Here is a 24,907-nt window from a genome sequence, read left to right on the forward strand (position 1 = left end):
TCATGGCGGAGCGAGAGGACAGGCCGTCCGGACCGGCCGCCGCCGGGCACGGGGACGACCCGGACCACAGGGGCCACGCGGACCACGGCGATGAGGAGGGGAGCGCGGACGGCCCTCCCGGGCACCGTCGTTCCGGTGAGGAGGACGACGGCCACCCCCTGGTGATGAACGCCACGGCTCACGGTGACAGTACGGTTCTCCAGGCCGGACGCGACCAGTTCGTCGCCGAGCGCGACCTGCACCTGCACTACCGCGACGGCGTCCGCGGTGCGCGCCGCGCCGACACCGTGTCACTGGTCGACGAGTGTCCCTACCCGGGGCTGGCGGCATTCGGCCCGGAGCAGGCGCGTTGGTTCTTCGGCCGGGACCGGCTGGTGGCCGAACTGGTCGAGCGTCTGGCCGAGTCCCTGGACGACGGCGGCGCCGTGGCGGTCGTCGCGCCGTCGGGAGCGGGCAAGTCGTCGCTGCTGAGGGCCGGACTGCTGCCTGCGATCGCCCGGGGCGCGCTCCCCGCGGCCGGGTCACGGCACTGGCCCCGCCTGGTGCTGACACCGACCGCACGTCCCATGACCGCACTGGCCCACCGGCTGGCCCCCCTGTTGGGTCTGCCGCCCGACGACGTCGTCCGGCTGCTGGACGACACTCCGGAGCAGGCGGCCGTCCGGCTGCGCGTCGATCCCGGTGATCGGGCGAGTTCCGAACATCACCTCGGTCCCGGTCATCGGGCCGGTTCCGAACACCACCTCGATCCCGGTCATAGGGTCGATCCGGGGCATCGTGCCGGGGTCGTACCCGGGCAGGATCCCGCAGACCGGATCCGCACGGTCGACCGGCGCGTGGTCATCGTCGTGGACCAACTGGAGGAGATCTTCACCGAGTGCTCCGACCCGGTCGAACGGCAGGCCTTCCTCGACACCCTGGAGGTACTGGCCCGCCGCAGCCAGGCCGGCGAGGCGCCGGCCGCCCTGGTGGTCCACGGACTGCGCGCCGACTTCTACGCCCCGTGCGCGAGCCGTCCGCAACTGCGCGAGGCACTGCAACACCGCCAGGTGCTCGTCGGGCCGCTCAGCCCGGACGAGCTCAGGGAGGCTGTCGTCTTCGCGGCCGAGGACGTCGGTCTCACGGTCGAACCGGGGCTCGTGGACCTGCTGCTGCGCGACTTGGGGGCCGGCACCTCCGGCGGGCCCCGCACAGCCGGAGGGGAGGTGTACGAGGCGGGTCGGCTGCCGTTGCTCGCGCACGCGCTGCGCACCACCTGGCAGCAACGCCACGGCAGTACCCTCACCGTCGACGGCTACCGCAGTACCGGGGGCATTCACCACGCCGTCGCCACCACCGCCGAGCGCATCTTCCGGGATCTGGGTCCGGCATCCCGGCAGGCCGCGCGGTTGATGTTCCTTCGCCTGGTCCGGATCGGCGACGGCACCGAGAACACCCGCCGCCGCGCCCGCCGCACGGACCTCCTGGCGGGCATGGCCGACCCGGCGGCCGCAGCGGAGGTACTGGAGGCGTTCACGCGCAAACGCATGCTCACCCAGGCCGAGGACACCGTGGAGATCACCCACGAGGCGCTGCTGTCGGCGTGGCCGCGGTTGCGCGGATGGATCGACACCGACCGGGCCGGGAACCTGCTGCGCCAGCGGCTGGAGGACGACGCCGGAGCCTGGGAACACGACCGCGAGGACACCTCCAGGCTGTACCGGGGCGCCCGGCTGGACGCCGCCCGGGACTGGGCCGCGAGCAACGGGAGCGGCGTGCTGAGCCCCGCGGCCACCGCGTTCCTCACGGCTTCGGAAGGGGTCCGGCGGCAGGAGGCACGGCGGCGACTCGCCTGGATCGTCGCCCTGGCCGCTGTCGTGGCGTTGGCCTTGGTGGCCGGAGGCGCGGCCTGGCAGCAGAGCCGGGTCGCCGAGTCCCGCCAGGCGGAGGCGGCGGCCCGGCGGGCCGCCGCGGTCGCGGACAACATGCGGTACTCCGACCCGGTCACCGCCATGCGGCTCAGCCTGGCCGCCTGGCGGACCGCGCCCGACCTCGTCGAGACCCGCTCGGCCCTGCTGGGGTCGTGGATGCAGCTCGAGGAGGACCGCTTCCGGCCCACCGGGGCCACGTCGGACGGTGAGTTCCGGCTCAGCGCCGACGGGCGGACCCTGGTGCAGGTCGCGGCCGGCCACGTCACCACCTGGGACGTGGCCGGGCACCGCCGTACGGGCAGGTTCCGCGGACCGGGCGAGGACTGGTACGGCCTGCTGGCGGTCAGCGGGGACGCCCGGCGGCTGGCGCTCGACACGGGCGGTGGGCTCGCCGTGTGGGACGTCCGGCGGGGCCGGACGGTGTGGGCGCCTGCCGGCGACCATTCCGGGAACGTGGCGGTCTTCGACAAGAACGGCCGTTCGCTCCTGCTGGCCGACGAGGAGGGCGGTACGGTCGGCGGTCCCGTCACCACACGGCTGTGGGACCTGCGCACCCGCCGCACGCTGTTCCAGCGCCCGACCCCGGAGATCACCGGCGCTCGGATCAGCGACGACGACCGGTACGTCGCCCTGTGTCCCTCCTCGGGGCCGGTCCAGCTCTGGCGGGTCGCGGGGCAGCGGCGGGTGCCCCTACAGCATGCTCCCGCCGTCGGCGACTCCGACCAGTGCGCCGTGGCGGTCAGCGGCGACGGGCGCCGGGTGACCTTCTCCGTGGGCCGTTCGCTGACGACGTGGGACACCGCTTCCGGCCGCCGGACCCACCAGGTCCTGGGCCACGGATACGACTCCTTGCGCTACGGCTCCGACGGACGGTTGCTGATCGCCTCCGGGCAGGAGGGCATCGAGGTGTGGCGGCCGGGCGCGGAGGGGGCGCTCTTCACCTACCCGACCACCGCCGACTCGAGTGCCGCGGTGAGTCTCGACGCGGACAGCCGGTACGTCCGTTATCTGGTGGGCGAACAGGGCGAGGCCGGCAACGGGGTGGCGGTCCGCACGGTCCGGCTGGCAGACCTCACCCGCCTGCCGCGGCAGGCGGAGGAAGCTCCGGCGACCTGGTACAGCCCCGACGGCCGACGGTTGCTGTCGGCGTGGCCGGCGGGCGAGGACGTGCGATTCGGGTTCGCCGATCCCGACGGCGGCCGGCTGGTGCGCCGGTTGCCGGATCCCGGACGGCCCGGCACCGGGCCCGTGCGGGACGGCGAGGACGACAAGGACGGAGAGGGCGTCGAGTGCTTCCCGCAGGCCGCGTTCAGCGCTGACGGCAACACCGCTGCCTACGCATTGGTGCCCGTGGACGAGAAGGTCACCCGGCAACCGGTGGTGGTCCGGCGCGCGGACGGGAGGTCCGTCACCCTCTCGCTGCGGCTGTCCCACGACGAGGACGTCCGGGGCATCACGCTCACCCCCGGGGGACGCTGGCTGGTGACCTCTTCGAAGGAGGGTGGGGCGAACGGGCGGATGGTGGTCTGGGACGCGAGGACGGGGGCCAGGCACAGGACGATCCGCGGCATCGGCGGCGGCAGTCTCGCGGTGACCGCCGACGGACGCCGGGTCGCGGCCGGCGACGGCCAGTACGCCGACCTGTCCACCGGGCGGGTGGGACGGATGCCCCTGGACTTCGACACGGGCGGCGGCCCCGCCGCCGACGGCGGGACGGCCGACCCGGGGCCCGGCGGCGACGTCTCCGAGCTGGCGCTCAGCCGTGACGGCCGGTACGTGGCCGTCGGTGACGGGTCGGGGCGGGTGATCCTGCTGGACGGCACGCTGACGCGCCGACGAGGTGAGATCTCCGGTCTCTTCACCAGCCACCGGCAGGACTCGGCGGAGCCGGTCACCGCGCTCGCCTTCTCCGCGGACGGAACCACCCTGGCGGTCGGCGGGCTGGACGGTACCGTACGGCTGTGGGACGTCAGGTCCAACCAGGCACTCGGCACGACGCTCCCCGCGCCGGCCGACCAGGTGCTGAGCCTGGTGTTCCGCGGTGGCGGCGCCGGGGGCAGCCTGTACGTGGCGAACCAGAACGTGCCCTCACGCGCCTACCCGGTGGCGCCGGCCTCCGTCGCGGCGGCGGTGTGCGCACGGGCCGGCGGCGGCCTCTCCCGGGCGGCATGGGCGGACTTCCTGGCCGAGGTGCCCTACCGGAGGGTGTGCGAAGAGAACCTCGACAGTGGATGAGCGTGGCGTCCCGGGGCGGGCCTGGTTCGATCGGTCCGGCCGTCGGCGGGGCGTGCCGGGTGCTACGGAAACCGCACTTGGCCGGATAGCGGCTGGCGATGACTCCGACGCGCGCGGCACGCTGGCTCGTGGCGTGACCAGTGCCTGGCAACCGTAGCCGAAGCTCTACCAGGCCGACCCGTCTCCGGAGTGTGCGTGGGGGTGCCCGTGAAGGCTCACAAGCGTGTCACTACGACCTTCCTCTCAGTCGCACTGTGCAGTGGCACCGTGCTCCTCGCGCCCGTGGCGCAGGCGCACGAGCAGTCGCCGACAGCGGCGACCAGCTGCTACGGAAGTGCACACTCGTACTTCAAACCGGACGGCGACGAGACATACCCGGCCGGCAGCGGCCTTCTCACCACCACGAGCAATTGCAGCGACATCAACTTGAAGCCCAACACCGACCGTTACGTCGCTGTGTGCTGGGACACCGGAGGACCCGTAGCCCCCTGCCAGGACCACTACACCCTGGCGTACGCGGGTCAGTGGAACGTGATCGCCACGGACGTCTACGACGGTACGCGGTTCTTCTTCACTTTCCGGTCGACCGCGCAATCCTCCGGATCCTGGGCCGGCTGATCACGCGATGGTACGGACGCTCAGTCCTTGCCCCCTCCGGCCTTCGAGAGGATGTCTCGTGAAACACGTTCGAACGGCGAAAAGCACACGTCTGAAGCTCGCTGCCGGTTTCTTCCTGGGAACCGTGACCTTCGCGCTGACCACCGTGACGACGGGAACGGCCGAAGCCGCGGACTGCCCGTCCGGCGCGCTGTGCGCCTACACCTCGACGTACGAGACCGGCTCACGCGGGGCCGTCTACGAGGACAACAGGGACCTCACGGGCTTCTCCCAGTTCCGTGGTGCCGAGTCCCTGTGGAACGCCGGCACCTCCTGCAACGTGCGGGTCTACAGCGAGCGCAACTACACCGGACACTACTGGACACTGCCCCGGGGCACGGGGATGTACTCGCTCAACGACGTGGCGAACAACCCGGAGTGGGGCACGGCTCTGTATCACCACGTGTACTCCGACAACTGGTGTGTATGAGCCGGTCCCGCGCACGGCTGGCGGGGGTCGTCGCCGCCGCCGCGGCCTTCACGGTCGGCTGTTCGCCTCCAGGTGACGGCCGGGAGCAGGACGTCCGCGATCCCCGGCCTCTGTCCGCCTCGCTGGTCACGTCCGTGGCGGACACCGGGCGTCTGCGGCAGCGGGAAGAAGCCGCCGTCGCCGACTGCATGGCCCGCCGCGGATACACGTACGTGCCACAGCGGGTGAAGGTGAACGAGCGGGCGGTGACCACCAACCCCTACGGTCTGCTGCGCGAGGAGCAGGCACGGCGGGACGGATACGGCGCGGTGGGCGAAATCCTCGGCGGCCCGGGCCGGAACGTCGCGGTGGCCGCACGCCACTCCGTCGGCTGGACGCAGGCGCTGGAAGGCACACGCCGGAAGAAATACGCCCTCCCGACCGGTGTGGTCTTGACCTACCGCCCCGACGGATGCGTCTACCAGGGCCGGGAAGCGGCGTACGGGCCGGGCTGGAACCGGCTCGAATACGAACTGGAAGGCCTCCAGGCGGCCGTGATGGACCGGGTCGAAAGGGACGGCCGGTACAAGAAGGCGCTGGCCTCCTGGTCCGCGTGCATGCGAAAACGAGGTCACCCGTACGACGACCTCCAGGACCCGAGACGAGAACTCGCGGGTGCCATCGGGAGAACCGGCGGCAAGGACCGGGCCTTGCGGGCCCTCGGCCGCCGGGAACTGCGCACCGCTGCCGACGATTACGCGTGCGAGCGCGACGCACGGCTTCACGAAGCGGTGTACGAGGCGCAACGGTCCGCGCAGAACTCCCTGCTGGACAGCTCCGCGAGGGCCGACATCCGGCGCTACCGGGCGTTGAAGCGGTCGGCGCTGGCACGGAAGGCGTCCATCCCGGTGAAGCCACGATGACTCGGACATGGGCGCGGAGGAGCCGCCGGGAGGGGCGCCGTCGCCCCCCCAGGGTCCCTGACGCCTTCGCGTACGGCTTCCCCCATCTGCTGAGCGCCTCGTCCTGGGCGGCGCCGAGACCTCAGGCCCGTCAGCCGCTCGGTGTCCCCCACCACCGGAGGGGCTGGCCCTCCGTGTCGAACTCGTCGCCACCGAGCGCCTGTCGGCAGTGGGGCAGCCGACAGGCGCAGCCCTGGAACGGCCGCAGCGGCACGGGTGACCGGGGGCGGCGCACCCGTGGTCGACACTGTCGTCCGCACTGGAGAGTGCCGGCCGGAGGCGCGGCCCGCCCAAGTGGCAGCACGCGCGGCAGTTCGCCTCATCCGGGCTCTTGACCGAGCCCGGTTCACGGCTATGGTCTAGACCTAGTCAGGGAAGGTTCGGGCCATCGTCGGATGCCGCGACTCCGGCCCGTGGCGGCGGTTTCGGCGCGGACCGACCGGCAACGGCTCCCGGGCATGCGGCGCGCGGGCCGGTGCCGCCCGGCCCGGATGCGCGCAGGCTTGGAGAGCCCGGCGTCACGCTGTCGGCGGCGGGGGACTTCGTCGGGAGGGGCAGGTCCGTGGAGACGGCACAGCCGGTCGAGTCCTGGGCGGAGTTCGGGCGGCGGCTGCGGGCCCGGCGCAGACAGGCCGGGCTGACCCAGTTGCAGCTTGGACTGAAGGTGGGCTACCACCACAGTCTCATCAGCAGGCTCGAAGCGGGGCTGCGCGAACCGCCGGCCGGACTGGTGGGCCGGCTCGACTCCGTCCTGGGGACCGGCGGCGAGCTGGCGGCGGTCGTTGCCGCGCCGTGCGGAACGCCGTACCGCCCCGACCGTCCGCCGGCGGACCCCCGGCTGTTCGCCGCGGTGCCGGGCGGCGGGGAATCCCCCGTCGGCCGCGACGCGCTCGACCCCGCGCTGTGGCCGTCCGAGCTGCCCGCCGAGGGGCTGGCGTGCCCGCTGCACGGCACGGTGGGCTGTGCGGTGCCCGACCGGGCGGGGACACCCGGCCTGCTGGACGGGCTGACCGCGCCGCGGGACGGGTTCGACGGTCTCACGGGCAGCGAGCCGGAGCTGCTGCACGCGCTCACCGCGGTCCTGGCCTGTCTGATCCGCGGCGCGCTGCACCGGGGCGCGTCCGACGGTGTGACCACGGTGGAGCGGCTGTTACGGGCCCTGGTGCGGTGGGCCGGGGCGGTGAACTCCACCGGCCGGCTGCCGTACGGTCAGCTCCGGCTGGCCGCCCAGTACGCCCAGGTCGCCGGGCGGCTGCGGATGCAGTGCGGGCAGAGCAGCATCGGCATGGCCTGGTTCGGCCACGGTCTGGGCTGGGCGGACGCGGTGCACGACGCCTCGGCTCGGGCGACCCTGCTCAGCGATGTGTGCACCCTGGTCCGGCTCGACCGGGACGCCGGGTCGGCCCTCGCGTACGCCGAGGCCATCGGCGCGGTGGACCCCAGGAGACGGTGGGTGGTCACCCTCTCGCACCTGTACCGGGCACGCGGGCACGCGCTCGGCCACGACATCGCCGAGTGCCGACGGCACATCGCCCTGGCGCGGCGCGGATTCGCCCGCCTCGGCCACCGGGACCGTCTGGAGGCGCCCTGGCTGTCCGGCGCCGAGGGCGAGATGAGGGTGGAGTCGGCGATCGGCGGGGCGCTGCGCGATCTCGCCGCCGCGACCGGCGACCGGATGACGGCACGGCGTGCCGTCGACGCCACCGCGCGGTCGCGTGCCCGACTGCCGCCGCTGATGCGGGAGACCAGGCTGCTGCTCACCCTCCGCCTGGCCGACAGCTGGGCGTGCGCGGGCGACCCGGGCGCGGCGGTCGCCCTGGCGGCCCCGGTGCTCGACGAGGCGGTGTCCTCGCGCGAGTTGATGATCAACGCCGAGTTGCGCGGACTGCACGGCAGGCTGCTCGCCCGCTGGGGTGACGTGCCGGAGGTCAGGGAGTACCGCGAGCGGCTGCCGGCCGCGGGGATCTGAACGCGTCCCGCCGCCCCGGGCGTTTGCCGGTTTTTGACAGGACGGGACGGCGGGCCGCGAGCCGTTGACCCGGGCGCGGGGCGATGTGAGGGTTCGGCCAGCCCGGCGGCGTGGCACACCACCCCGGCGCGGGGCGGGCGGAGACACCGACGTACCGCGGACACCGGTGAGCGGATTGGCATGAGCATGCCTATTTGGGCACCGGGTGAGCCCCACGACCTCTCACAAGGAGCAACGATGCTGAGAAAGCTGGTGGTGGCCGGGACATCCCTGGCCCTGACGCTGGGAGGGGTGGTGATGCCGGCCGCCTTCGCCTCGGCCGCGCCCCACGCCGCGCCCCCGGCGGGCAAGCCGAAGCCGGCCCCCGTCGCCCGAGCCGTCGCAGCCGCCGACCAGGCGGCGCGCAGCGGCCTCGACGCACTGGCGAAGGGCCCCGAGGAGCAGTACGACCGGCGGCAGGTCACCCCCTGGGTCAAGGGCCTGTACTCCGTCGCCTACGAGCGCACCTACCGGGGCCTGCCCGTGGTGGGCGGCGACGTGGTCGTCCTCGCCGACGGCGACGGCCGGGTCCGTTCGGTCCAGTCCGCCACCAAGGCCAGGATCGCGCTCTCCACCAAGGCCCGGGTCACCGCCGCGGAGGCGGTCCGCACCAGCCGCGCCAGGCTCGCGAAGACCGAGAAGGTCGACTCCCGGCGGCTGGTGGTGCGGGCCGAGAACGACCGCGCCACCCTCGCCTGGGAGACCGTGCTGACCGGGCGCACCCAGGCGAACGTCCCCAGCCGGCTGCACGTCTTCGTCGACGCGCGCACCGGCAAGGTCGTCGACGCCTACGACGACGTGCGGGCGGGCAGCGGCACCAGCAAGTGGAACGGGCCGAACCCGCTGACCATCGACACCTCCCGGTCGGGCTCCTCCTACGTGCTGCGCGACACCACCCGGCCCGGATTGCAGTGTTCGGACTACAGCGGCGGCCTGTTCACCAAGGCGACCGACAACTGGGGCACCGGCAGCCCCACGAGCAGGGAAACCGGCTGCGTGGACGCGATGTTCGCCGCGCAGAAGGAATCGGACATGCTCAAGAACTGGCTCGGCCGCAACGGGCACGACGGCAACGGCGGCAGCTGGCCGGTCCGCGTCGGCCTCAACGAGCTGAACGCCTACTGGGACGGTTCCACCGTCACCATCGGCCGCAACAGCGCGAACGAGTGGATCGCCGGAATCGACGTGGTGGGCCACGAGTTCGGCCACGGCCTGGACTCCTTCACCCCCGGTGGCGCCAACCACGAGAGCGGACTGGGCGAGGCGACCGGCGACATCATGGGCGCCCTGACCGAGGCGTACGCCAACGAACCGGCGCCGTACGACACTCCCGACTACACCGTCGGCGAGATGATCAACCTTCAGGGCCGCGGGCCGATCCGCAACATGTACAACCCCGGCCAGGTCAACAACGACCCCGGCTGCTACTCCGCGTCGATCCCGCAGACCGAGGAGCACGCGGCGGCCGGCCCGCTCAACCACTGGTTCTACCTGCTCGCCGAGGGCTCCAACCCCGGTGGGGGCAAGCCCTCCAGCCCCACCTGCAACAACTCCACCGTCAGCGGCGTCGGCATCCAGCACGCGGGCAAGATCTTCTACGGCGCCATGCTGCTCAAGACCAGCGGCATGACGTACAAGCGCTACCGCACCGCCACCCTCACCACGGCGAAGAACCTCGACGCCGGTTGCTCCCTGTTCAACTCCACCAAGGCCGCCTGGGACGCGATCAGCGTGTCCGCGCAGACCGGCGACCCGACCTGCGCGGGGGAACAGACCGACTTCTCGCTGGCGCTCAGCCCCGCCTCGGGTGACGTCGACGCGGGCTCCTCGGCGCGCGCCACCGTCAGCACCAGCACCGTCTCCGGCAGCGCCCAGCAGGTCTCGCTGACCGCCTCCGGCGCGCCGGCCGGGGTGAACGTCTCCTTCAGCCCGGCGACGGTCACCTCCGGCAGCGGTTCCACGATGACGGTCTCCACCTCGTCGGCCACGGCCGCCGGGACCTACCAGATCACGGTCACGGGCACCGTCGGCGCCAGGACCCACACCGCCCAGTACGCCCTGCGGGTGGGCGGCGGCGGTGGCGGCAACCCGTCCACCCCGCCGGACGTCGACGTGGCCAAGGTGCAGGCACATCTGACCCAGCTGAACACCATCGCCTCGCAGAACGGCGGCAACCGCCGTTCCACCACCGCCGGTTACCGGGCCTCGCTCGCCTACGTCAAGGACCGGCTCCAGACGGCGGGCTACACGGTCACCGAGCAGAGCTGCACCTCCGGCTGCACCGCGGGAGCGGGCAACAACCTGATCGCCGAGTGGCCGCAGGGCGACGCGAACAACGTCTACATGTTCGGCGCACATCTCGACAGCGTGTCCGCCGGGCCCGGCATCAACGACAACGGCTCCGGCTCCGCCGCGCTGCTGGAGACCGCGCTGACCCTGGCACAGTCCAACCCCGCCATGAAGAACCGGGTCCGCTTCGCCTGGTGGACCGACGAGGAACAGGGCATGAAGGGCTCCGGCTTCTACGCCCGTTCGCTCTCCACGACCGAACGCGCCCGGATCAAGGCGTACTACAACTTCGACATGGTCGCCTCGACCAACGCGGGTTACTTCGTCAACAACCTGAACTCGGCCGCCGCGGCCCCGATGAAGGCCTACTGGGACTCCCTGGGTCTGGCCCCGCAGGAGAACGTCGAGGGCCAGGGCCGCTCCGACGACTACTCCTTCCAGCAGGTGGGCATCCCCACCTCCGGCTACGCCACCGGCGCCTCGGACGTGAAATCCGCCACCGAGGCCGCCAAGTGGGGCGGCACCGCGGGCCGCGCCTATGACTCGTGCTACCACTCCGCCTGCGACACCACCGGCAACATCAACGCCACGGCGCTGAACCGCAGCGCGGACGGGATCGCGTACACGATCTGGAAGACCGCCGTCGGTGACGCGCCCGCGCCGGCCGACGACTTCTCGATCTCGGCCGACCCCGCCACCGGCACGGTCTCGCCCGGCTCGTCCGCCACGGTGACCGTATCCACCGCCACCACCAGCGGAAACGCCCAGAGCGTCAGGCTGTCCGCGTCCGGCGCACCGGCGGGTGTGAGCGTGTCGTTCAGCCCGTCCTCGGTGACCTCCGGCCAGTCCTCGACCGCCACCGTGCAGGTCGCCGCGGGCACGGCCGGCGGCACGTACACCCTCACCATCACGGGGACGGGCGCGGCCGGCCACACCACCACCTACACCCTCACCGTGCCCGGCGGTGGCGGCGGCGACACCACCTGGCGGGTGGGCGCCACCTACGCGGCCGGTGACGTCGTGACCTACGACGGCGTCGGCTACCGGTGCCTCCAGGGTCACACCGCTTACCCGGGCTGGGAGCCGCCGAACGTCCCCGCCCTGTGGCAGCGCGTCTGACGGCAGCCGCACGGCAGGACGCACACGCACGAACGCACACACCGGCCCCGGCCGGTCCCCGTGAGACGGGGACCGGCCGGGGCGCTCGGCGGTGAGCGGGTAGCCACCGTCCCGCTCCAGCGGCCTCACTGACGAAGCCGCACCCCAACTCGACACACCCCCGCGGCTCCGGAGCCGTTCGGCCGGGGGCTACTTGAATTCCACTCGTCCCATCGGGGCGGGGCCGGCCGTCACTTCCTCGCACACGGTCTGCCAGGTGTGGGCGCCGGGGTGGAGCTGGGTGTGGAGGTAGGCCGCGGTGAGCCGGGCGAGGGCGGCGACCCGCTCGGGGTTCTCGTCCGTGGTCTCGGCGGCGTCGTACCCGGCGATCCCGCCGAGTCCGTGCTCCGCGTCGAACAGCGTGAACAGGGTCTTGGGTCCGGGGGCGAGGGTGTAGGGATCGGCGTGCCAGTCCGGTCCCATGTCCGTGAAGTGCCGGGAGTCGTCCTTGTCGCCGGCGACGACCAGCGCCGGCGCAGTCATGGTGGAGAAGTCGACGGCACCGATGACCGGCATCCGCTCGGCCATGGGCCCGTTGAGGACGTCGCCGCCCCTGCCGGGCGCGGCGAGCAGTACGCCGGCCTTGATCCGGGGCTCGACGAGGTGCACCACGTTTCCGGTGTCGGGGTCCTTGACCCCGGCGCCCAGCAGCAGGGCGGCGGTGAAGCCGCCGAGCGAGTGTCCGGCGACGGCGACCTTGGTGCGGTCGATCCGTCCCGCGAGCTGCGGCACCGTGCGTTCGATCACGTCGAGCCGGTCGAGGATGTGGGTCATGTCCTCGGCGCGGGATCGCCAGAAGTCGGGTGCGCCGGGTGCGTCGGCGACCAGGTGGCTCAGTGTCCTGGAGGTGAGGTGGGTGGGCTGGATGACGGCAAATCCGTGAGCGGCCCAGAAGTCGACGAGCGGCGCATAGCCGTTGAGCGAGGAGAGGTTGTTCGAGGGACCGTGACCGTGGGAGAGGAGGATGACGGGAAGGCCGGTCCCGGTCGCGGGTACGGACACGCGCACCTGGAGGTCCACGGGACGTCCGGGCACGGGGAGGACCACGGGGCTGAAGGACAGGACCGGTGCGGGCGCGGCCGAGACGTCGGCGTGGGTGGCGAGGGATGTGCTCACGATGTGGGTTCCCTTTCGGTGGCACCTGCCGCCTGCTGGTCTCCTGCGACCGTGGACGGACGAGGCGGTCAGGGGTGTCCCGCTTCCGCTAGACTGAAGCGGAGCGCTGTTCCACTTAGTATCCGGAGCGCTGCTCCGATTTGTCAACCGGCGTGGAGGAGTACGCGATGACCACCGACAGCCCCTCAGGGCAGTCGCCGTCACGAAGCAAGCGGGCCGACGCCCAGCGCAACCGTCAGACGGTGCTCGCCGCCGCCGCCGAGGTGTTCGTCATCTCCGGCGTCGACGCGCCGATCCGCCAGATCGCGGCCCGGGCGGGTGTCGGAATGGCCACGATCTACCGTCACTTCCCGACCCGGGCGGATCTCGTCACAGCCGTCTACCGCCATCAGATCGAGGCATGCGCCGAAGCCGGCCCGGACCTGCTGGCCAGTGCCGGCTCCCCGCTCGACGCGTTGCGTCAGTGGATCGACCTCTTCGTCGACTTCCTCGTCACCAAGCACGGACTCGCCGACGCCCTTCAGTCCGACGACGACCGCTTCGCCGCGCTGCACGCCTACTTCCTCGACCGCCTGCTGCCCGTCTGTGCCCAACTGCTCGACGCCGCGGTCGAGGCCGGCGACATCCGGCCCGGTACGCAGCCGTACGAGCTGATGCGCGGCATCGGCAACCTCTGCATCGGACGCGACAACGACCCCCGTTACGACCCCCGACGCCTGATCGCTCTCCTCCTCCAGGGACTGCGGCGGCCTCACGCGACCTGATGCCGACGAGCGGTATCGCGTCTGGTCGCTCCACGACGCACGCGCGCCGAGAGCCACGACGCCGGCATCGCTGACGGGCAGCACTTGCCGCGCGGAAGCGGGAGCGGAAGCGGGGGTCGTGCAGATCGGAGGCAGGTCAGGATGCTCGCCCAGGGGAAGGCGACCGGCCGCGGCAGCCCTTCCCTCGGCCGTCGGGCCCGTTGCGCTCCACGGTGGTGTCAGCCCAGGCTCGGCGGAGCCCAGTCGGCGTGCCGCAGGATGGCCCGGACGGTGACGCCGGACGGGGCCAGCCGGAGTCCCGTATTGCGCAGGGCCACGGCAAGAGGGTGCGAAAGTCGCTGGCCCATCCGGCCGGCCTGGCGTGCCGCACGGGCCACGGACTGGCTGCGTGGGCGGCGTTCGGCGTCGTAGCGGGCCAGTGCCGAGGCGACCGTGGGCTCGGTGGCGAGCGCGGCCGCCAAGGTGGCCGCGTCCTCCAGGGCCTGACAGGCGCCCTGACCGAGGTTCGGGGTCATGGCGTGTGCCGCGTCGCCGAGCAGCGCGATCCGGTCCGCGGTGAAGGCGGGCAAGGGCGTCGCCAATTCGCGGATGTCGTGGTGCAGGACCGCGTCCGGCCGGGTCGCGTCCAGCAGCGCGGGGATCGGATCGTGCCAGCCGCCGAACCGGCGGCGCATCTCGGCCAGGGGGTCCGCGTACCGGGTGCCGGGCGGCGCGTTGAGCACCGCGTGCCATTCGGCCCGGCCGTCGGTGAACGCGATGTGACCGAACTCGGCGCCCCTGCCCCAGGTCAGTTCGAAGTCGGTGCGCAACGGCACCGGTTGCTCGGAGATGGCACGCAGGACCGTCGATCCGCTGTAGACGGGGCCGGGGTGGCCCGGGAACAACCGGCCGCGCAGCCGGCTGTCCACCCCGTCGGCCGCCACGACCAGATCCGCTTCCAGGACGCCGTCCGCGAAGGGCACCCGCACCCGGCCCGGGTCCGAGCAGTCGACGGACATCACCTCGGTACCGACGACCAGGCACCCGGCAGGCAGAGCCTCGCGCAGCAGGCGGTGCAGCACGGCCCGGGGGATGCCGACGATCGGCGTGCCCAACTCTCGCTCCAGTACGGCTCCGTCCATGCGGGCCAGCCACCCGCCGCCGGGTGTGCGGGTGCCCCCGGTGTACTGGCGGCGGGCAGCCGCACGTACCGCTTCGCCGACGCCGAGAACGTCGAGAGCACGGATGCCGTTGGCGTGCAGGGAGATGCCCGCGCCCACGTCGGCCAGGGTCCGGGCCCGTTCGACGACCGTCACCTCCCAGCCGATCCGGCGCAGGCCGATCGCCGCCGCCAGCCCGCCGATGCCTCCTCCGACCACCACCGCACCGCCGCCCATGCCCGGCCCCCTCCAGCCACTCCGCCGCCACTGCTTCTACAGATGTAGAAAGAGGGTATCCCCGGCCTCTACGGGTGTAGAAATGGGGGGTGCCCGACGACCGACGTACCGTCCTTGCCGACACCGCCATCGCAGTGCTCGCCGAGACCGGAATGCGAGGACTGACCCACCGCGCGGTGGACCGGGCGGCGAACCTGCCGCCCGGCACCACCTCCGCCTACTACCGCACCCGCCAGGCACTTCTCACCGCACTGGTCCGGCGCCTGGTCGCCCTCGATCAGCGGGAACTCCAGGAGACCGGGGACCGGACACCGGTACCGCGGAACGCCGAGGAACTGGTGACCGGGATCGCCGCCTTCCTCGAACAGCGACTCACGGGAGAGGGACGGCGGCGCTCCCTCGCGCGCTACGCGTGCGCCATCGAGAGCGTCCATCACCCCGGGCTGCGGGAGATCCTCGTGCCGCGGGAGAACGCCGGGCGACGGGTCGTACAGGACTTCCTGGCCTCGCAAGGCATCGCGGACGCCGAGGCCCGTACCGTCACCTTGCTGACGTGCGTGGACGGGCTGGTCTTCGACCGTCTGGTCAGTGGCGGCAGCGTGTCCCACGCGGAGATCCGGGGGCTGGTGGCCGCGGCCCTGCGCTGAGCCTCCCCTACGGAAGCTGAGCCTCCCCCTGCGGAACTCGCCGCGCACAGCGAACAGCTCAGTCGGCGCTTACGGCCTCGACGACGGACAGCACGGTCGGTGTGGGCACGATGCGCCGCAGGCGCAGCCCCGCCTCCTTGAAGAGCTGGACGAAGTCCTCTTCGGTGCGCTCCCGTCCCACCAGGGAGCACATCATCATCAGGTCGAGGGTCTTGGACTGGTGGGCCAGGTCGCCGGGTGGCACGACGGCGTCGATGACGAGGATGCGGCCGCCCGGTGCCACGGCCTGCCGGCAGTTGCGCAGGATCGTGGCGGACTGCTCGTCGTCCCAGTCGTGGAGGATGCGCTTGATGAGGTAGATGTCTCCCGACGGGACCGAGGAGAAGAAGTCGCCCTCGACCGTGGTCCATCGGCCGACGATGTCGTCGTGGTCGCCCAGCCGGTGGTCGGCGAGGACGTGTGCCTGGTCGTACAGCACTCCGTGCAGGCCGGGCTGTTGGCGGAGAACCTCGTGGAGCAGGCCGCCGTGGCCGCCGCCGACGTCCACGACGGTGCCCGTGGGCGGGAAGTCGTATGCCTCGGCGATGGGTTCGTTCTCGTGGTCCGACATGGCGGCCATGCCGACGTGGAAGACGGCGGCGGTTTCCGCGTCGCGCGCGAAGTAGTCGAAGAACGTCGTGCCGAAGATGCCGGTGAAGGCGGAGTCGCCGTCGGTCAGGCAGCGGTGCATCTCTCCGGCGGGGCGCCACATCGTGGCGTCGGTGAGCATCAGGATCGCGGCACGGGCGGAGTGGGGGGCGTCCGAGCGCAGCGCCTGACCGGTGGTGGTGAGCCGGAAGCGCCCGGCGCCCGTCTCCTCGACCACGCCGCGGGTGGCGAGCAGCCGCAGGACTCGCCCGAGGTTGCGGGCGTCGGTCCCCGTCGCCTCGGCGAGCCGCTCGACGCTCTCGTCGTCGTCCGCCATGTGGTCGGCCACGCGCACCGCGGCGGCAGCGCGCAGTGCCGCGGGAAACAGGAAGCCCAGACTTTCGTCGATCAGGCGTGCGGCGGATTGCCGTGCCGTGTTCATTGCTGCGTCACCTCTTCGTGGCCGGGCCCGTCCTCGTGGCGGCCGGGCCGCGGGTGCGGGGACGGGCGGGGGCGGGTGGTCCAGGATGGCGGGGACGGCCGTTGCCGTCGCGGGTTCCACGGTCATGGTGACCGGCGTTGACGGGCGGGCGGGTTCGGTGAGGGCGCTGGTCCCAGTGCATCCCCTGGGGCCCGGCGCGGACAGAGGGCTTCCGGCCGTCTTCACCCGGACGAGCGCACCGGGTGATCAGCCCGCGATCGCGGCTCGCGGTGCCGGAAGGTGACACCGGTACGCCGGTCACCGCCCCTTCAAGGAGACGAGGTGCGGCGCGGGCAGTGCGTCGGCGGCCCGCGTCAGCCGTCGCGGCCCATCGCCTCACGGATCCAGCCCGCGTAGGCGGGCGCGCTGGTGTAGAGCCCCGGGCCCTCGCTACAGCGCACGCCCGGGGCGCCGGGGCCCGAGGTGACACCGATGAGTTCCCAGCGCCCCTTGCGGTCCCGCCGGAGCTGGGGACCGCCCGAGTCGCCGTTACACGCCATGGCCCTGGGCACCTGGCTGATCGTGCACAGGCGGGTGCCGTCCGCGTACCCCGGCGCGCACTCGGAGACCGCGCCCCTGCGCGTGTCCAGTTCCTGGAGCCGGTCGGGGAAGACCCATTGGGTGCGGTCGGGTGTGTCCTCGATGGTGCCGAAGCCCAGGATGCGGGTCGGGGTGCCGGGGCGCCCCGGCTTGTCGGCGATGCGGACGGGCTTCTCGGCGACCGGGCGGTTCAGGCGGATCAGAGCGATGTCGTCGTGGTTGGGGCCGGTGCCCTCGCCGTTCTCGTAGCCCGGGTGGATCACCGTCTTCGCGACGGTCCGGACCGTGCCCCCGGAGTTCCTCCACTCACTGCCGATCCGGACGGTGCCGTCCAGGGTGACGAGCGCCGGGTCCACGCAGTGGGCGGCTGTGAGCACCCACTTCGAGTCGATCAACGATCCCCCGCAGACGCCCTTGAAAGCGGGGTCGTCCGCGCCCGTCACCGGGATCGACACCATGGACGGGTAACGCTGCGTGGAATCCTGCCCGTTGACGATGGCTTCGGCACTGCCGGTCATCATGGCGGCGCACGCCGCTCCCGCCAGGACCACCGCGGCGGTGCGCGCCACCGGGCGGCGCGAGGACGTCAAGCTGAACACTGGTTCTCCGATCGGACGAGCATGTGCGATGTGCCCAGCCTCCGCGATCGAGAGGAACCGATCCATCCGGTCAGTGGGCCTGTCCGAGGTCCGGCCAGCGGGCCCGTGGGGGTGGGGAAGACCCCCGGAAGGCTTGGACGCGTCGTGTGGTCCCGGACGCGGAGGAGACGCGGAGGAGAGATGACATCCCGAGGCGGCGGGTAGCGGGCACGGGCTCCACGGCGGAGTCCTACGGCTCACCGCCCTTACCCCGCGGGAGCGGGAGGTGATGACGCTCGTGGCCACCGGCCTGTCCAACGACGAGATCGCCGAACGCCTCTTCGTCGCCCCGGTCACCGTCAAGACACACGCCAACCGCGCCATGGCCGAACTCGGCGCCCGCGACCGCGCCCGGCTCGTCGTCATCGCCTACGAGACCGGCCTCGTCCGGGCCGGGCAGACACGGGCCCGAGACGCCGGACAGACGCACTGACTTCTCGGCCGAGCGGGTGGCCGGAATCCGGAGTCGGCCCACGGCAGACTCCGAAGGGGCCATTGTCAGAGCACCAGTACCTCTCATGCGCCCATCCGGAGGACCCGTGAAGCCTGTGCCGGCCCTTGTGCATCCTCCCGTCGTCTTCGACGGCGGCCGCGTCCGCGAGACCGGCACACTGCGGGGACCGGCGGACCTCGACGGCGCGTACGCCGCCGTGTTCACCCTTCATGCCTTCGGCTACCGCGCCGAGACCGGAGGGGCGGCATGATGCCCGGACACGCGCGGCCTCGTGCCATGCCCACGTCGGTCGGCGCCCGGAAGGACGCCCCGCCGGACGCGACGACCGTGGCGGGGCTCCTGCCGCTGTTCTACCGGATCGTCCCCGCCGTGGTCGACGAAGGTCCCGCCGGGACCGCGACCCGCAACTACGTGGCGCGTGACAGCGACGGCGGCCGGTGGTTCGTGAAGGTCTACCCGGCGGGTGCCGATCTGGACGCGGAGCGCCGGGCGCTGGAGCTGGGCGAGTTCGCGCGCCTCGGCGGCCTCCCGGTGCCTGCCGTGCGGCGGACCCCGGACGGTGACCTCGTCGCGGCCGCCGACGGGACAGCGGTGTCCGTCGCGGCGTACGTCGAGAACGCGGAGACAGCGGAAGGCGGCCTGTCCGACGGCCGGTGGGCCGCGGTGGGCGAGACGGTCGGCCGCCTGCACCGGACGCTGGCCCGGCATCCGGCCGGGCCGCCGCGCCGCGTGCCCGTCCGAGAGGTCTGCGATGTGAGAGGGGCCGGGCAGCGCCTCGAACGGCTGCTCGCCCGCTTCGCCAGGAGACCGCCCACCTCGGGGTTCCCCGCCTGGGCGCACGAGACCGCGGCACAGCGGCTCGACGCGCTGCCCGCCGTGGCCGCCATGCTCGAAGGGCTGCCGGCGGGCCTGACGGTGCAGACCGTTCACGGCGACCTGGCCTCGCCCAACCTGCTCCTGCGCGGACAGCAGGTGGCAGCGCTGATCGACTTCCGGCCGCCCGGTCACCGCAGCCCCGTGTGGGAACTCGGGCGGATCGTCCTCGACCCGCGCACGGTTCTGGCCGCGCCGGACTGGCCCACCGGCATGGTCGGCGCGATCGCCGCCTACCGGGCAGCCGACCCGGCTCTGCCGGCCGGAGAACTCCTCGCCGTACCCCGGGTCGCCGCCGGGTACCTGGCCTGCTCGGTGTATCCCCTGTCCGAGGCCGTCGACCACCCGGCCGCCGTCACCCCGGAACTCGCGGCGTACGGCCGGAACCGGCATGCGGCCTTGGCCGAGCTGTGCGAGCGCCTGACGGAAGCCGAGGAGATGCTCCATGGCCTCCTCCACTGACCCTCGACCGCTCCCGACGGGTGCGCAGGCGGGTACGGCAGCCGCGCGGGCGGCGATGGTCGCCCGTCTCGAGGACGAGGGGGCTCTGGGGCCGGGCCCGGTCCGCGAGGCCCTGCTCCCCCTCCCCCGCGAAGTGCTGATGCCGCAGGCGTACGTACGGCGCAGCACCCCCGGCGAGGAGCCGCCGTGGTGGGACCTGCCGGACTGGTCGGCGCCACAGGACCGTCCCGAGCTGCTCGGACTGCGGTACGGCGGGGCCGGCGTGCTCATCCGGCACGACGGGGAGCCGCTGCTGAGCCGGGCGCGCGGGACCCGGTCGGGCGCGTCGATCACGTCGATGCCGATCGTGATGGGCCTGACCGCCTCGCTGCTGACGGAACTCGGACCGCGCCCCGGCCAGCGAGTGCCGGACGTCGGGACGGGCGCGGGGGTGACCGTCGCGGTGGCCTGCCAGATCTGCGGCGACCAGGGGGTGGCGGCCACCCTCGACCGGGACCGTCACCTCACCGACGCGGCCACGGTCCGCCTGGCCGGCCCTGCCATCCCCAGCCACCACCCTGCGGGCCGGGAAGAACGGTCCGCGGCAGCCGCCGCGCACCCGGCCGCCCCGTAAGGCCGTGCCGACCTGTCCCGACACCGCGCTACCGCCCCGCCTTCCATGAACGAGGAGCGATCTGTGGGATACACCCGCGCCGACTGGTCCGAGCACTACAGCGAGGGGCGGGACTTCCGCCGGCTCGGGGACGAGGAGAAGGGCCTGCTCGTCGACCACGCACCGCCACCCGTGGACGGCCGCGCCCTCGACGTCGGCTGTGGAACCGGCGAGATGTCCGTGTACCTCGCCTCCCTCGGGTACACCGTCGACGGCGCGGACTTCGCCGAGGGCGCGCTGAAGCGGGCCCGTGTACGGCACGCCGGGGTGGAGGGAGTGCGCTGGCTGTGCCTCGACGTGGTCCATGACGACCTGGTCGTCCTCGCCGAGGGCGGTTATGACCTGATCGTCCTGCGGCTCTGCATCGCCTTCATCAGCGATCGCGCCCGGGTCCTGCGCCGTCTGGCCGCACGGCTACGCGAGGGCGGTGTGCTGGTCGTCATCACGCCGGTCGTGGAGCACACGCCGGAAGAGCGGCGTCACATCGCGCTGGACGCGGACGAACTCGCGGCGCTCACCGATGGGTTCGGGCACGTCGAGCGGTTCGACGCGGAGGGCCTGGCAGTACTGGCCTTGCGCGGGCCGGCCGCGTCGTTCAGCGCGGTGGAGAAGGCGCGGCCCGAACCACAGGCCGTCTTCGGCGCCGCGGCGGTGGTGACCGACGCGTCCGGCCGGGTCCTGCTGGGCCGCTCGTCCCGTGGCGTGTGGGAGCTGCCGGCCGGCCGCGTCGAGACGGGTGAGGCCGCACCGGCCGCCGCTGTGCGGGAGCTGGCGGAGGAGACCGGGCTGACAGCGCGCGTGGAGGACGCTCACCTCATCGCCGTACTCCACGACGACCGCCTCGACGTGCGCCGCGTCACCGCCGTCGCCCGTATCACCGACTGGAGCGGGGACCTCGGTCTGCCCGAGCCGCACAAGTTCGTGCGCTGGGAGTGGCACGACCTGAACACCCTGGCCACCCTGGGGAGCATCTTCGCACCCAGCGCCCAGGCCCTCGCCGCGGTGTGGCCAGGGGTGCTGGCGGGGCTGCCGCCCGTTCACTCCTATGCGTGCGCCACCGCCGCCCCGCCGGTGCCCGGGGAGCCGGCCGAGGCGATCCGGTTGCGTGAGCGGATGGCGGACGCCGTGATCGGCAAGGGATGGGCTCCCTCGCCGCGGGTCCGGGCCGCGCTGCGTGAGGTACCCCGGCACCGGTTCGTGCCCGAGGCTCCGTTGGAGACGGCCTACGACGACGACCTCGCGGTGGTGACGGTACGGGAGCCGGGCGAGACCGCGCTCAGCTCCGTCTCCGCGGCCTGGTTGCAGGCCGACATGATCGAGCGGCTCCGGTTGGAGCCGGGGATGACCGTGCTGGAAGTCGGATCGGGCGGGTACAACGCGGAGCTCCTCGCGCACGTCCTCGGCGAGCGCGGCCGCGTGGTGACCCTGGATGTCGACCCGTACGTGGTGCACCGCACGCAACGGCTGTGCGCGGAGGCCGGCAGCGGCCGGGTCACCGCCGTCCTCGGCGACGGTGCTCTGGGAGCACCCCCGCACGTCCCTGCTCGCGGGTTCGACGGGATCGTGATCACACACAACGCGGCCGACGTTCCCCGGGCCTGGCGCGAGCAGCTTCGTGAAGGCGGGCGGTTGGTGGTACCGCTGGAAATGGGCGGCTACACCCGCTGCCTCACCCTCGTCCGGCGTGACGACGTGCTGCACTGCGAGCACTGGACGTACTGCGGGTTCGTGCGGGACCGCGGTGCCGCCGCGCGCACCGCCCCCGCCGTCCGCCTGGCCGACGGCGAGGTCACCGTGCGGTGGGAGGACGGCGCTCCCGGTGACACGACCGGGCTGGAGGAGGCCCTGCGCGGGCCGCGGCACGAGCGGACCACCGGACTCGTTGTCCGGGGAACCTTCAATTTCGAGACCTTGCAGGTCTACGCCGCGACCACACTGCCCGGGTTCTGCCGCTTGGCCGCCCCGGAGGGATCCACGCTGGTCGCGCGGCAGGACGTGGCCGCGATGCTGGCGGACGGCTCCCTGGCCTACCTGACCCATCGCGTGGTCCGGGACGCGCCGGACATGGCCGACCGCCTCTCCGAGTTCTTCATCCACGCCTACGGCCCAGCCGCCGAGGAACTGGCGGAGCGCTTCGCCGCCTGTGTGCACACCTGGAACCAGACGGTGCGGGAGGCCGGCTATCCGCCGGTGACCGTCCATCCTGCCGACACCCCAGACGAACGACTGCCCGTCGGCGATGTGCTCGACAAGCCGTCCGCAAGAATCGTCTTCCGGTGGCCGGACCGGTCGGTCCGCGTCCCCGACGCAGCGCGGAGCCTGCCGGCGGCACGCGGACAGCGTGTCTGAGGCCGCCCGGGCGATCGCCCCGCCGACCGCCCGGGGAGAGCCCGGGCCGCTTCGGCTTCTCGTGATCGTCAGCCGGGGCGCCTGGCCATGACGACCAGACCGGGCCCGCTGTACTCCTGCGGGGGAAGTCGCAGTTCGGCGACCGGCTCGAGGCCGGCTCGCTCGATCAGGTCGACGAGTTGTTCCGGCCGCCACTTGTGCGTCGTCCAACGCACGGGTACGCCTCCGTAGGCCTCGGTGCGCACCGCGTCCTCGTCGCCGACGTGTGTCGCGGTGATGAAGTGTCCGCCCGGCTTCAACGCGCGCGCGAACACGGCGAGGACCTGGGGAAGGATGTCCCTGGGCAGGTTGAACAGCGACCACCACCCGAGCACGCCGCCCAGGGACGCCTCACCGAGGTCCAGCTCGGTGGCGGAAGCGACGGCGAAGCGGCACTCCGGATGAAGTCGGCGCGCGTTCTCGATCATGCGGGGAGAGAGGTCCACCCCGGATACGTCGAGTCCGCGTCCGGCGAGGTAGGCGGTTACCGTTCCGGGCCCGCAGCCGACGTCGAGGACAGGCCCGAGCCCGTGCACGGTGTCGGCGAAGGCGTCGATCGACGCCTTCAGCCATGGATGCCTGCGGATGTCGCCGACTCCCGTCGTCACGACCATGCGGGCATAGTTGTCGGCCACCCGGTCGTAGGACTCACGTACAGCGTCGAGATCGGCCGGGCGGTCGACAGGGTGTGCGGGCATCAGCCGATGATAGGGCCGAGGGGGCGTCGGCGCAGCCGAAGTCGAGCGTCTCCGTGGGAAGTCGGCCGTGCACGGTGACCGTTCACGAAGCCTGGCAGAACTCGGCGTCCAGGACCTTGTCCAGGCGGGCCGGGTCGGGCCAGTCGGAGTTGATGGCCACCGTGGCACGGTGTGTGCCGTCGTCGGTCGCTGCGGCGTAGGAGAGATAGCCCTGGATCTGGCCGCCGTGGCCCCATGCCGTCTTCCCGCAGGGCAATCTGCGGGCCAACAGGCCCAGTCCGTAGGAGAGCTGGTCGTTGAGCGGCACGGTGGTTCGCATCTGCCGCAGCCATGGTTCGGGGACGAGGCGGCCCGACATCAGGGCGGAGAGGAAGCGGTTGAGGTCGGGGGCGGTGGAGATGATCTCGCCGGCGGCGTTCGGCACGGTGGGGCTCATGCGCGTGACGTCGTGGACGGGGGCGGAGGGGTCGTTCTCGCCGAGTTTCGAGTAGCCGCGCAGGCGAGGTGCGGGCACCTCGACGGAGGTCCCCGGAACGGTGGTCTGACGCAGACCGAGGGGTTCGAGGATGGTACGGCGAAGCTGCCCCGCGTAGGTGCGGCCGGAAGCCTTCTCGATCACGAGTCCGGCCAGGGCGTAGTTGGTGTTGGAGTAGTTCCAGCCCCTGCCGGGGGCGTGGTACGGGGGGTGGGTGAGCGCCGTCGCGATGAGCTGCTGTGGTGTGAAGCGGTCGAAGCGGTGGCGCAGGAAGTTCTCGCCCGTCAGATAGGAGCGGACGAAGTCCGGGTCGGAGGTGTAGTCGTACAGGCCGCTGGTGTGGTTCAGCAGCTGGCGCAGGGTGATGTTCCGGCCGTCGTTGCCGTTGCCCCGCACCAGGCCGGGCAGCCACCGGTCGACCGTGTCGTCGAGGCGGAGGCGCCCCTGGGCGGCCAGTTGGACGAGGGCGGTGGCGGTGAACATCTTGGTGATGCTGCCCGCGCGGAAGCGATGCTCGGGCAGAGGGGTGACCGACGCCCCGCGCTCGGCCGTGCCCGCCGAGGCGTACCAGGTCCCGCGGGAGTCCTCCGCGACGGCGAGCGCCCCCGGGGTACCGGTCGACAGCAGCGCGCGTACCTCCTGCCCGGTGGCCTCGTGCCCTTGTGCGGGGGCGACGGTGGCGGTGCGGGTGCCGGGGGCGGTGGGCGGGGCGGTGGCGAGGGCGGGAGCGGCGGTGGCCAGTACGGTGACGACGGAGGCCGCGGCCAGGGCGGACACGAGTCTCATGGGCACCTCGCGGATCGGAAGGCAGGGGCCTAGGGATGTTTCCGTCCGTGGTGTCCCGGGATAACGGGGATTGCTCTGTTCGGCCGCAGGCGAGCGTCCCCGGTGCGAAGCCGGCAGGCCAGGCGGTGATCAGTGCTCAGGGCATCCACACCGGTGTCGCGCGGTGCGGCCCGTACTGCCTGCGTACCCTGGCCGGTGGCCTTAGTACGCGGAGTTGACGTTGTCGATGGAACCGTAGCGGTGCGCGGCGTAGTTGGCGGCGGCGGTGATGTTCGCGACCGGGTCGGTGGTGCTGTGGGCGG

At 72.6% G+C, this 24,907-nt stretch carries 18 protein-coding genes and 2 pseudogenes; 13 read left to right on the top strand and 7 right to left on the bottom strand.

Going from position 1 to position 24,907, the window contains the following annotated elements; genetic code table 11:
- Positions 1-2 precede the first annotated feature (2 nt).
- The 6 genes from IF37_RS0110665 (at position 3) to IF37_RS0110690 (ending at position 11,589) form a co-directional block, all read left to right on the top strand.
- The gene (locus tag IF37_RS0110665; protein WP_030739717.1) at positions 3-4,145 is read left to right on the top strand and encodes a WD40 repeat domain-containing protein; all 4,143 of its coding nucleotides are present in this window, start codon (positions 3-5) and stop codon (positions 4,143-4,145) included.
- 282 nt (positions 4,146-4,427) lie between these two features.
- On the top strand, positions 4,428-4,763 hold the full coding sequence (locus IF37_RS40790; protein WP_158727323.1) for a hypothetical protein: 336 nt from the start codon (positions 4,428-4,430) through the stop codon (positions 4,761-4,763).
- Positions 4,764-4,821: 58 nt separating this feature from the next.
- Positions 4,822-5,232, top strand: a complete 411-nt coding sequence (locus IF37_RS0110675; RefSeq protein WP_030739721.1) for a peptidase inhibitor family I36 protein — start codon at positions 4,822-4,824, stop codon at positions 5,230-5,232.
- Positions 5,229-6,134, top strand: coding sequence for a hypothetical protein (locus IF37_RS0110680; RefSeq protein WP_052845086.1), 906 nt, complete (start codon positions 5,229-5,231; stop codon positions 6,132-6,134). Before IF37_RS0110675 ends, IF37_RS0110680 begins: the two co-directional genes overlap by 4 nt.
- 601 nt (positions 6,135-6,735) lie before the next feature.
- On the top strand, positions 6,736-8,142 hold the full coding sequence (locus IF37_RS0110685; protein WP_030739725.1) for a helix-turn-helix transcriptional regulator: 1,407 nt from the start codon (positions 6,736-6,738) through the stop codon (positions 8,140-8,142).
- Positions 8,143-8,379: 237 nt separating this feature from the next.
- The gene (locus IF37_RS0110690) at positions 8,380-11,589 is read left to right on the top strand and encodes a M28 family peptidase (RefSeq protein WP_030739727.1); all 3,210 of its coding nucleotides are present in this window, start codon (positions 8,380-8,382) and stop codon (positions 11,587-11,589) included.
- 189 nt (positions 11,590-11,778) lie between these two features.
- Here IF37_RS0110690 and IF37_RS0110695 read toward each other — a convergent pair whose 3' ends face one another.
- Positions 11,779-12,744 (bottom strand): alpha/beta fold hydrolase, encoded by a 966-nt coding sequence (locus tag IF37_RS0110695; protein WP_030739729.1) that lies wholly within the window; start codon positions 12,742-12,744, stop codon positions 11,779-11,781.
- Positions 12,745-12,911: 167 nt separating this feature from the next.
- Between IF37_RS0110695 and IF37_RS0110700 the strand changes: the two genes are divergently transcribed.
- Complete coding sequence (locus tag IF37_RS0110700; protein ID WP_030739731.1) at positions 12,912-13,508, top strand: TetR/AcrR family transcriptional regulator; 597 nt, start codon at positions 12,912-12,914, stop codon at positions 13,506-13,508.
- Between the two features lie 218 nt (positions 13,509-13,726).
- Here the strand turns inward: IF37_RS0110700 and IF37_RS0110705 are convergent, their stop codons facing one another.
- Complete coding sequence (locus IF37_RS0110705; protein ID WP_030739732.1) at positions 13,727-14,884, bottom strand: FAD-dependent monooxygenase; 1,158 nt, start codon at positions 14,882-14,884, stop codon at positions 13,727-13,729.
- Positions 14,885-14,973: 89 nt separating this feature from the next.
- Here IF37_RS0110705 and IF37_RS0110710 point away from each other — a divergent pair, with 89 nt between their 5' ends.
- A complete protein-coding gene (locus tag IF37_RS0110710) occupies positions 14,974-15,531 on the top strand; it encodes a TetR/AcrR family transcriptional regulator (protein ID WP_030739734.1) in 558 nt (185 codons plus the stop codon).
- Between the two features lie 58 nt (positions 15,532-15,589).
- Here the strand turns inward: IF37_RS0110710 and IF37_RS0110715 are convergent, their stop codons facing one another.
- Entirely contained in the window at positions 15,590-16,600 is a 1,011-nt protein-coding gene (locus IF37_RS0110715) for a methyltransferase (RefSeq protein ID WP_030739736.1), read from the bottom strand.
- A gap of 353 nt (positions 16,601-16,953) precedes the next feature.
- A complete protein-coding gene (locus IF37_RS0110720) occupies positions 16,954-17,844 on the bottom strand; it encodes a trypsin-like serine protease (RefSeq protein WP_052845087.1) in 891 nt (296 codons plus the stop codon).
- A gap of 166 nt (positions 17,845-18,010) precedes the next feature.
- Between IF37_RS0110720 and IF37_RS0110725 the strand changes: the two are divergent.
- From IF37_RS0110725 to fxlM, 5 genes and pseudogenes are all read left to right on the top strand, one after another.
- Positions 18,011-18,250 (top strand): annotated as a pseudogene (locus tag IF37_RS0110725) (helix-turn-helix transcriptional regulator); the annotation flags it as partial.
- A 106-nt stretch (positions 18,251-18,356) separates the two neighbouring features.
- Positions 18,357-18,521 (top strand): hypothetical protein, encoded by a 165-nt coding sequence (locus tag IF37_RS44440; RefSeq protein WP_158727324.1) that lies wholly within the window; start codon positions 18,357-18,359, stop codon positions 18,519-18,521.
- A gap of 26 nt (positions 18,522-18,547) precedes the next feature.
- Entirely contained in the window at positions 18,548-19,606 is a 1,059-nt protein-coding gene (locus tag IF37_RS0110735; protein WP_052845088.1) for a phosphotransferase enzyme family protein, read from the top strand.
- On the top strand, positions 19,590-20,219 hold the full coding sequence (locus IF37_RS0110740) for a hypothetical protein (RefSeq protein ID WP_079165657.1): 630 nt from the start codon (positions 19,590-19,592) through the stop codon (positions 20,217-20,219). The genes IF37_RS0110735 and IF37_RS0110740 overlap by 17 nt, the downstream gene beginning before the upstream one ends.
- 63 nt (positions 20,220-20,282) lie before the next feature.
- The gene (gene fxlM, locus IF37_RS0110745; RefSeq protein ID WP_253915726.1) at positions 20,283-22,607 is read left to right on the top strand and encodes a methyltransferase, FxLD system; all 2,325 of its coding nucleotides are present in this window, start codon (positions 20,283-20,285) and stop codon (positions 22,605-22,607) included.
- Positions 22,608-22,675: 68 nt separating this feature from the next.
- On the opposite strand, the gene IF37_RS0110750 is transcribed toward fxlM, so the two are convergent.
- From IF37_RS0110750 to IF37_RS45655, 3 genes and pseudogenes are all read right to left on the bottom strand, one after another.
- Positions 22,676-23,344, bottom strand: coding sequence for a class I SAM-dependent methyltransferase (locus IF37_RS0110750; RefSeq protein WP_030739746.1), 669 nt, complete (start codon positions 23,342-23,344; stop codon positions 22,676-22,678).
- Between the two features lie 82 nt (positions 23,345-23,426).
- A complete protein-coding gene (locus IF37_RS0110755; protein ID WP_037856191.1) occupies positions 23,427-24,605 on the bottom strand; it encodes a serine hydrolase in 1,179 nt (392 codons plus the stop codon).
- Between the two features lie 201 nt (positions 24,606-24,806).
- Positions 24,807-24,907: pseudogene (locus IF37_RS45655) on the bottom strand (lytic transglycosylase); the annotation flags it as partial.

Source organism: Streptomyces sp. NRRL S-31, assembly GCF_000718775.1.
GTDB lineage: Bacteria > Actinomycetota > Actinomycetes > Streptomycetales > Streptomycetaceae > Streptomyces.

Excerpts from the sequence above, each read along its gene's own strand:
- IF37_RS0110665 (WP_030739717.1), top strand. The coding sequence starts at position 3 with ATGGCGGAGCGAGAGGACAGGCCGTCCGGACCGGCCGCCGCCGGGCAC.
- IF37_RS0110680 (WP_052845086.1), top strand. The coding sequence starts at position 5,229 with ATGAGCCGGTCCCGCGCACGGCTGGCGGGGGTCGTCGCCGCCGCCGCG.
- IF37_RS0110690 (WP_030739727.1), top strand. The coding sequence starts at position 8,380 with ATGCTGAGAAAGCTGGTGGTGGCCGGGACATCCCTGGCCCTGACGCTG.
- IF37_RS0110700 (WP_030739731.1), top strand. The coding sequence starts at position 12,912 with ATGACCACCGACAGCCCCTCAGGGCAGTCGCCGTCACGAAGCAAGCGG.
- IF37_RS0110705 (WP_030739732.1), bottom strand. The coding sequence starts at position 14,884 with ATGGGCGGCGGTGCGGTGGTGGTCGGAGGAGGCATCGGCGGGCTGGCG.
- IF37_RS0110715 (WP_030739736.1), bottom strand. The coding sequence starts at position 16,600 with ATGAACACGGCACGGCAATCCGCCGCACGCCTGATCGACGAAAGTCTG.
- IF37_RS0110720 (WP_052845087.1), bottom strand. The coding sequence starts at position 17,844 with ATGGATCGGTTCCTCTCGATCGCGGAGGCTGGGCACATCGCACATGCT.
- IF37_RS0110735 (WP_052845088.1), top strand. The coding sequence starts at position 18,548 with ATGCCCACGTCGGTCGGCGCCCGGAAGGACGCCCCGCCGGACGCGACG.
- IF37_RS0110740 (WP_079165657.1), top strand. The coding sequence starts at position 19,590 with ATGGCCTCCTCCACTGACCCTCGACCGCTCCCGACGGGTGCGCAGGCG.
- IF37_RS0110750 (WP_030739746.1), bottom strand. The coding sequence starts at position 23,344 with ATGCCCGCACACCCTGTCGACCGCCCGGCCGATCTCGACGCTGTACGT.
- IF37_RS0110755 (WP_037856191.1), bottom strand. The coding sequence starts at position 24,605 with ATGAGACTCGTGTCCGCCCTGGCCGCGGCCTCCGTCGTCACCGTACTG.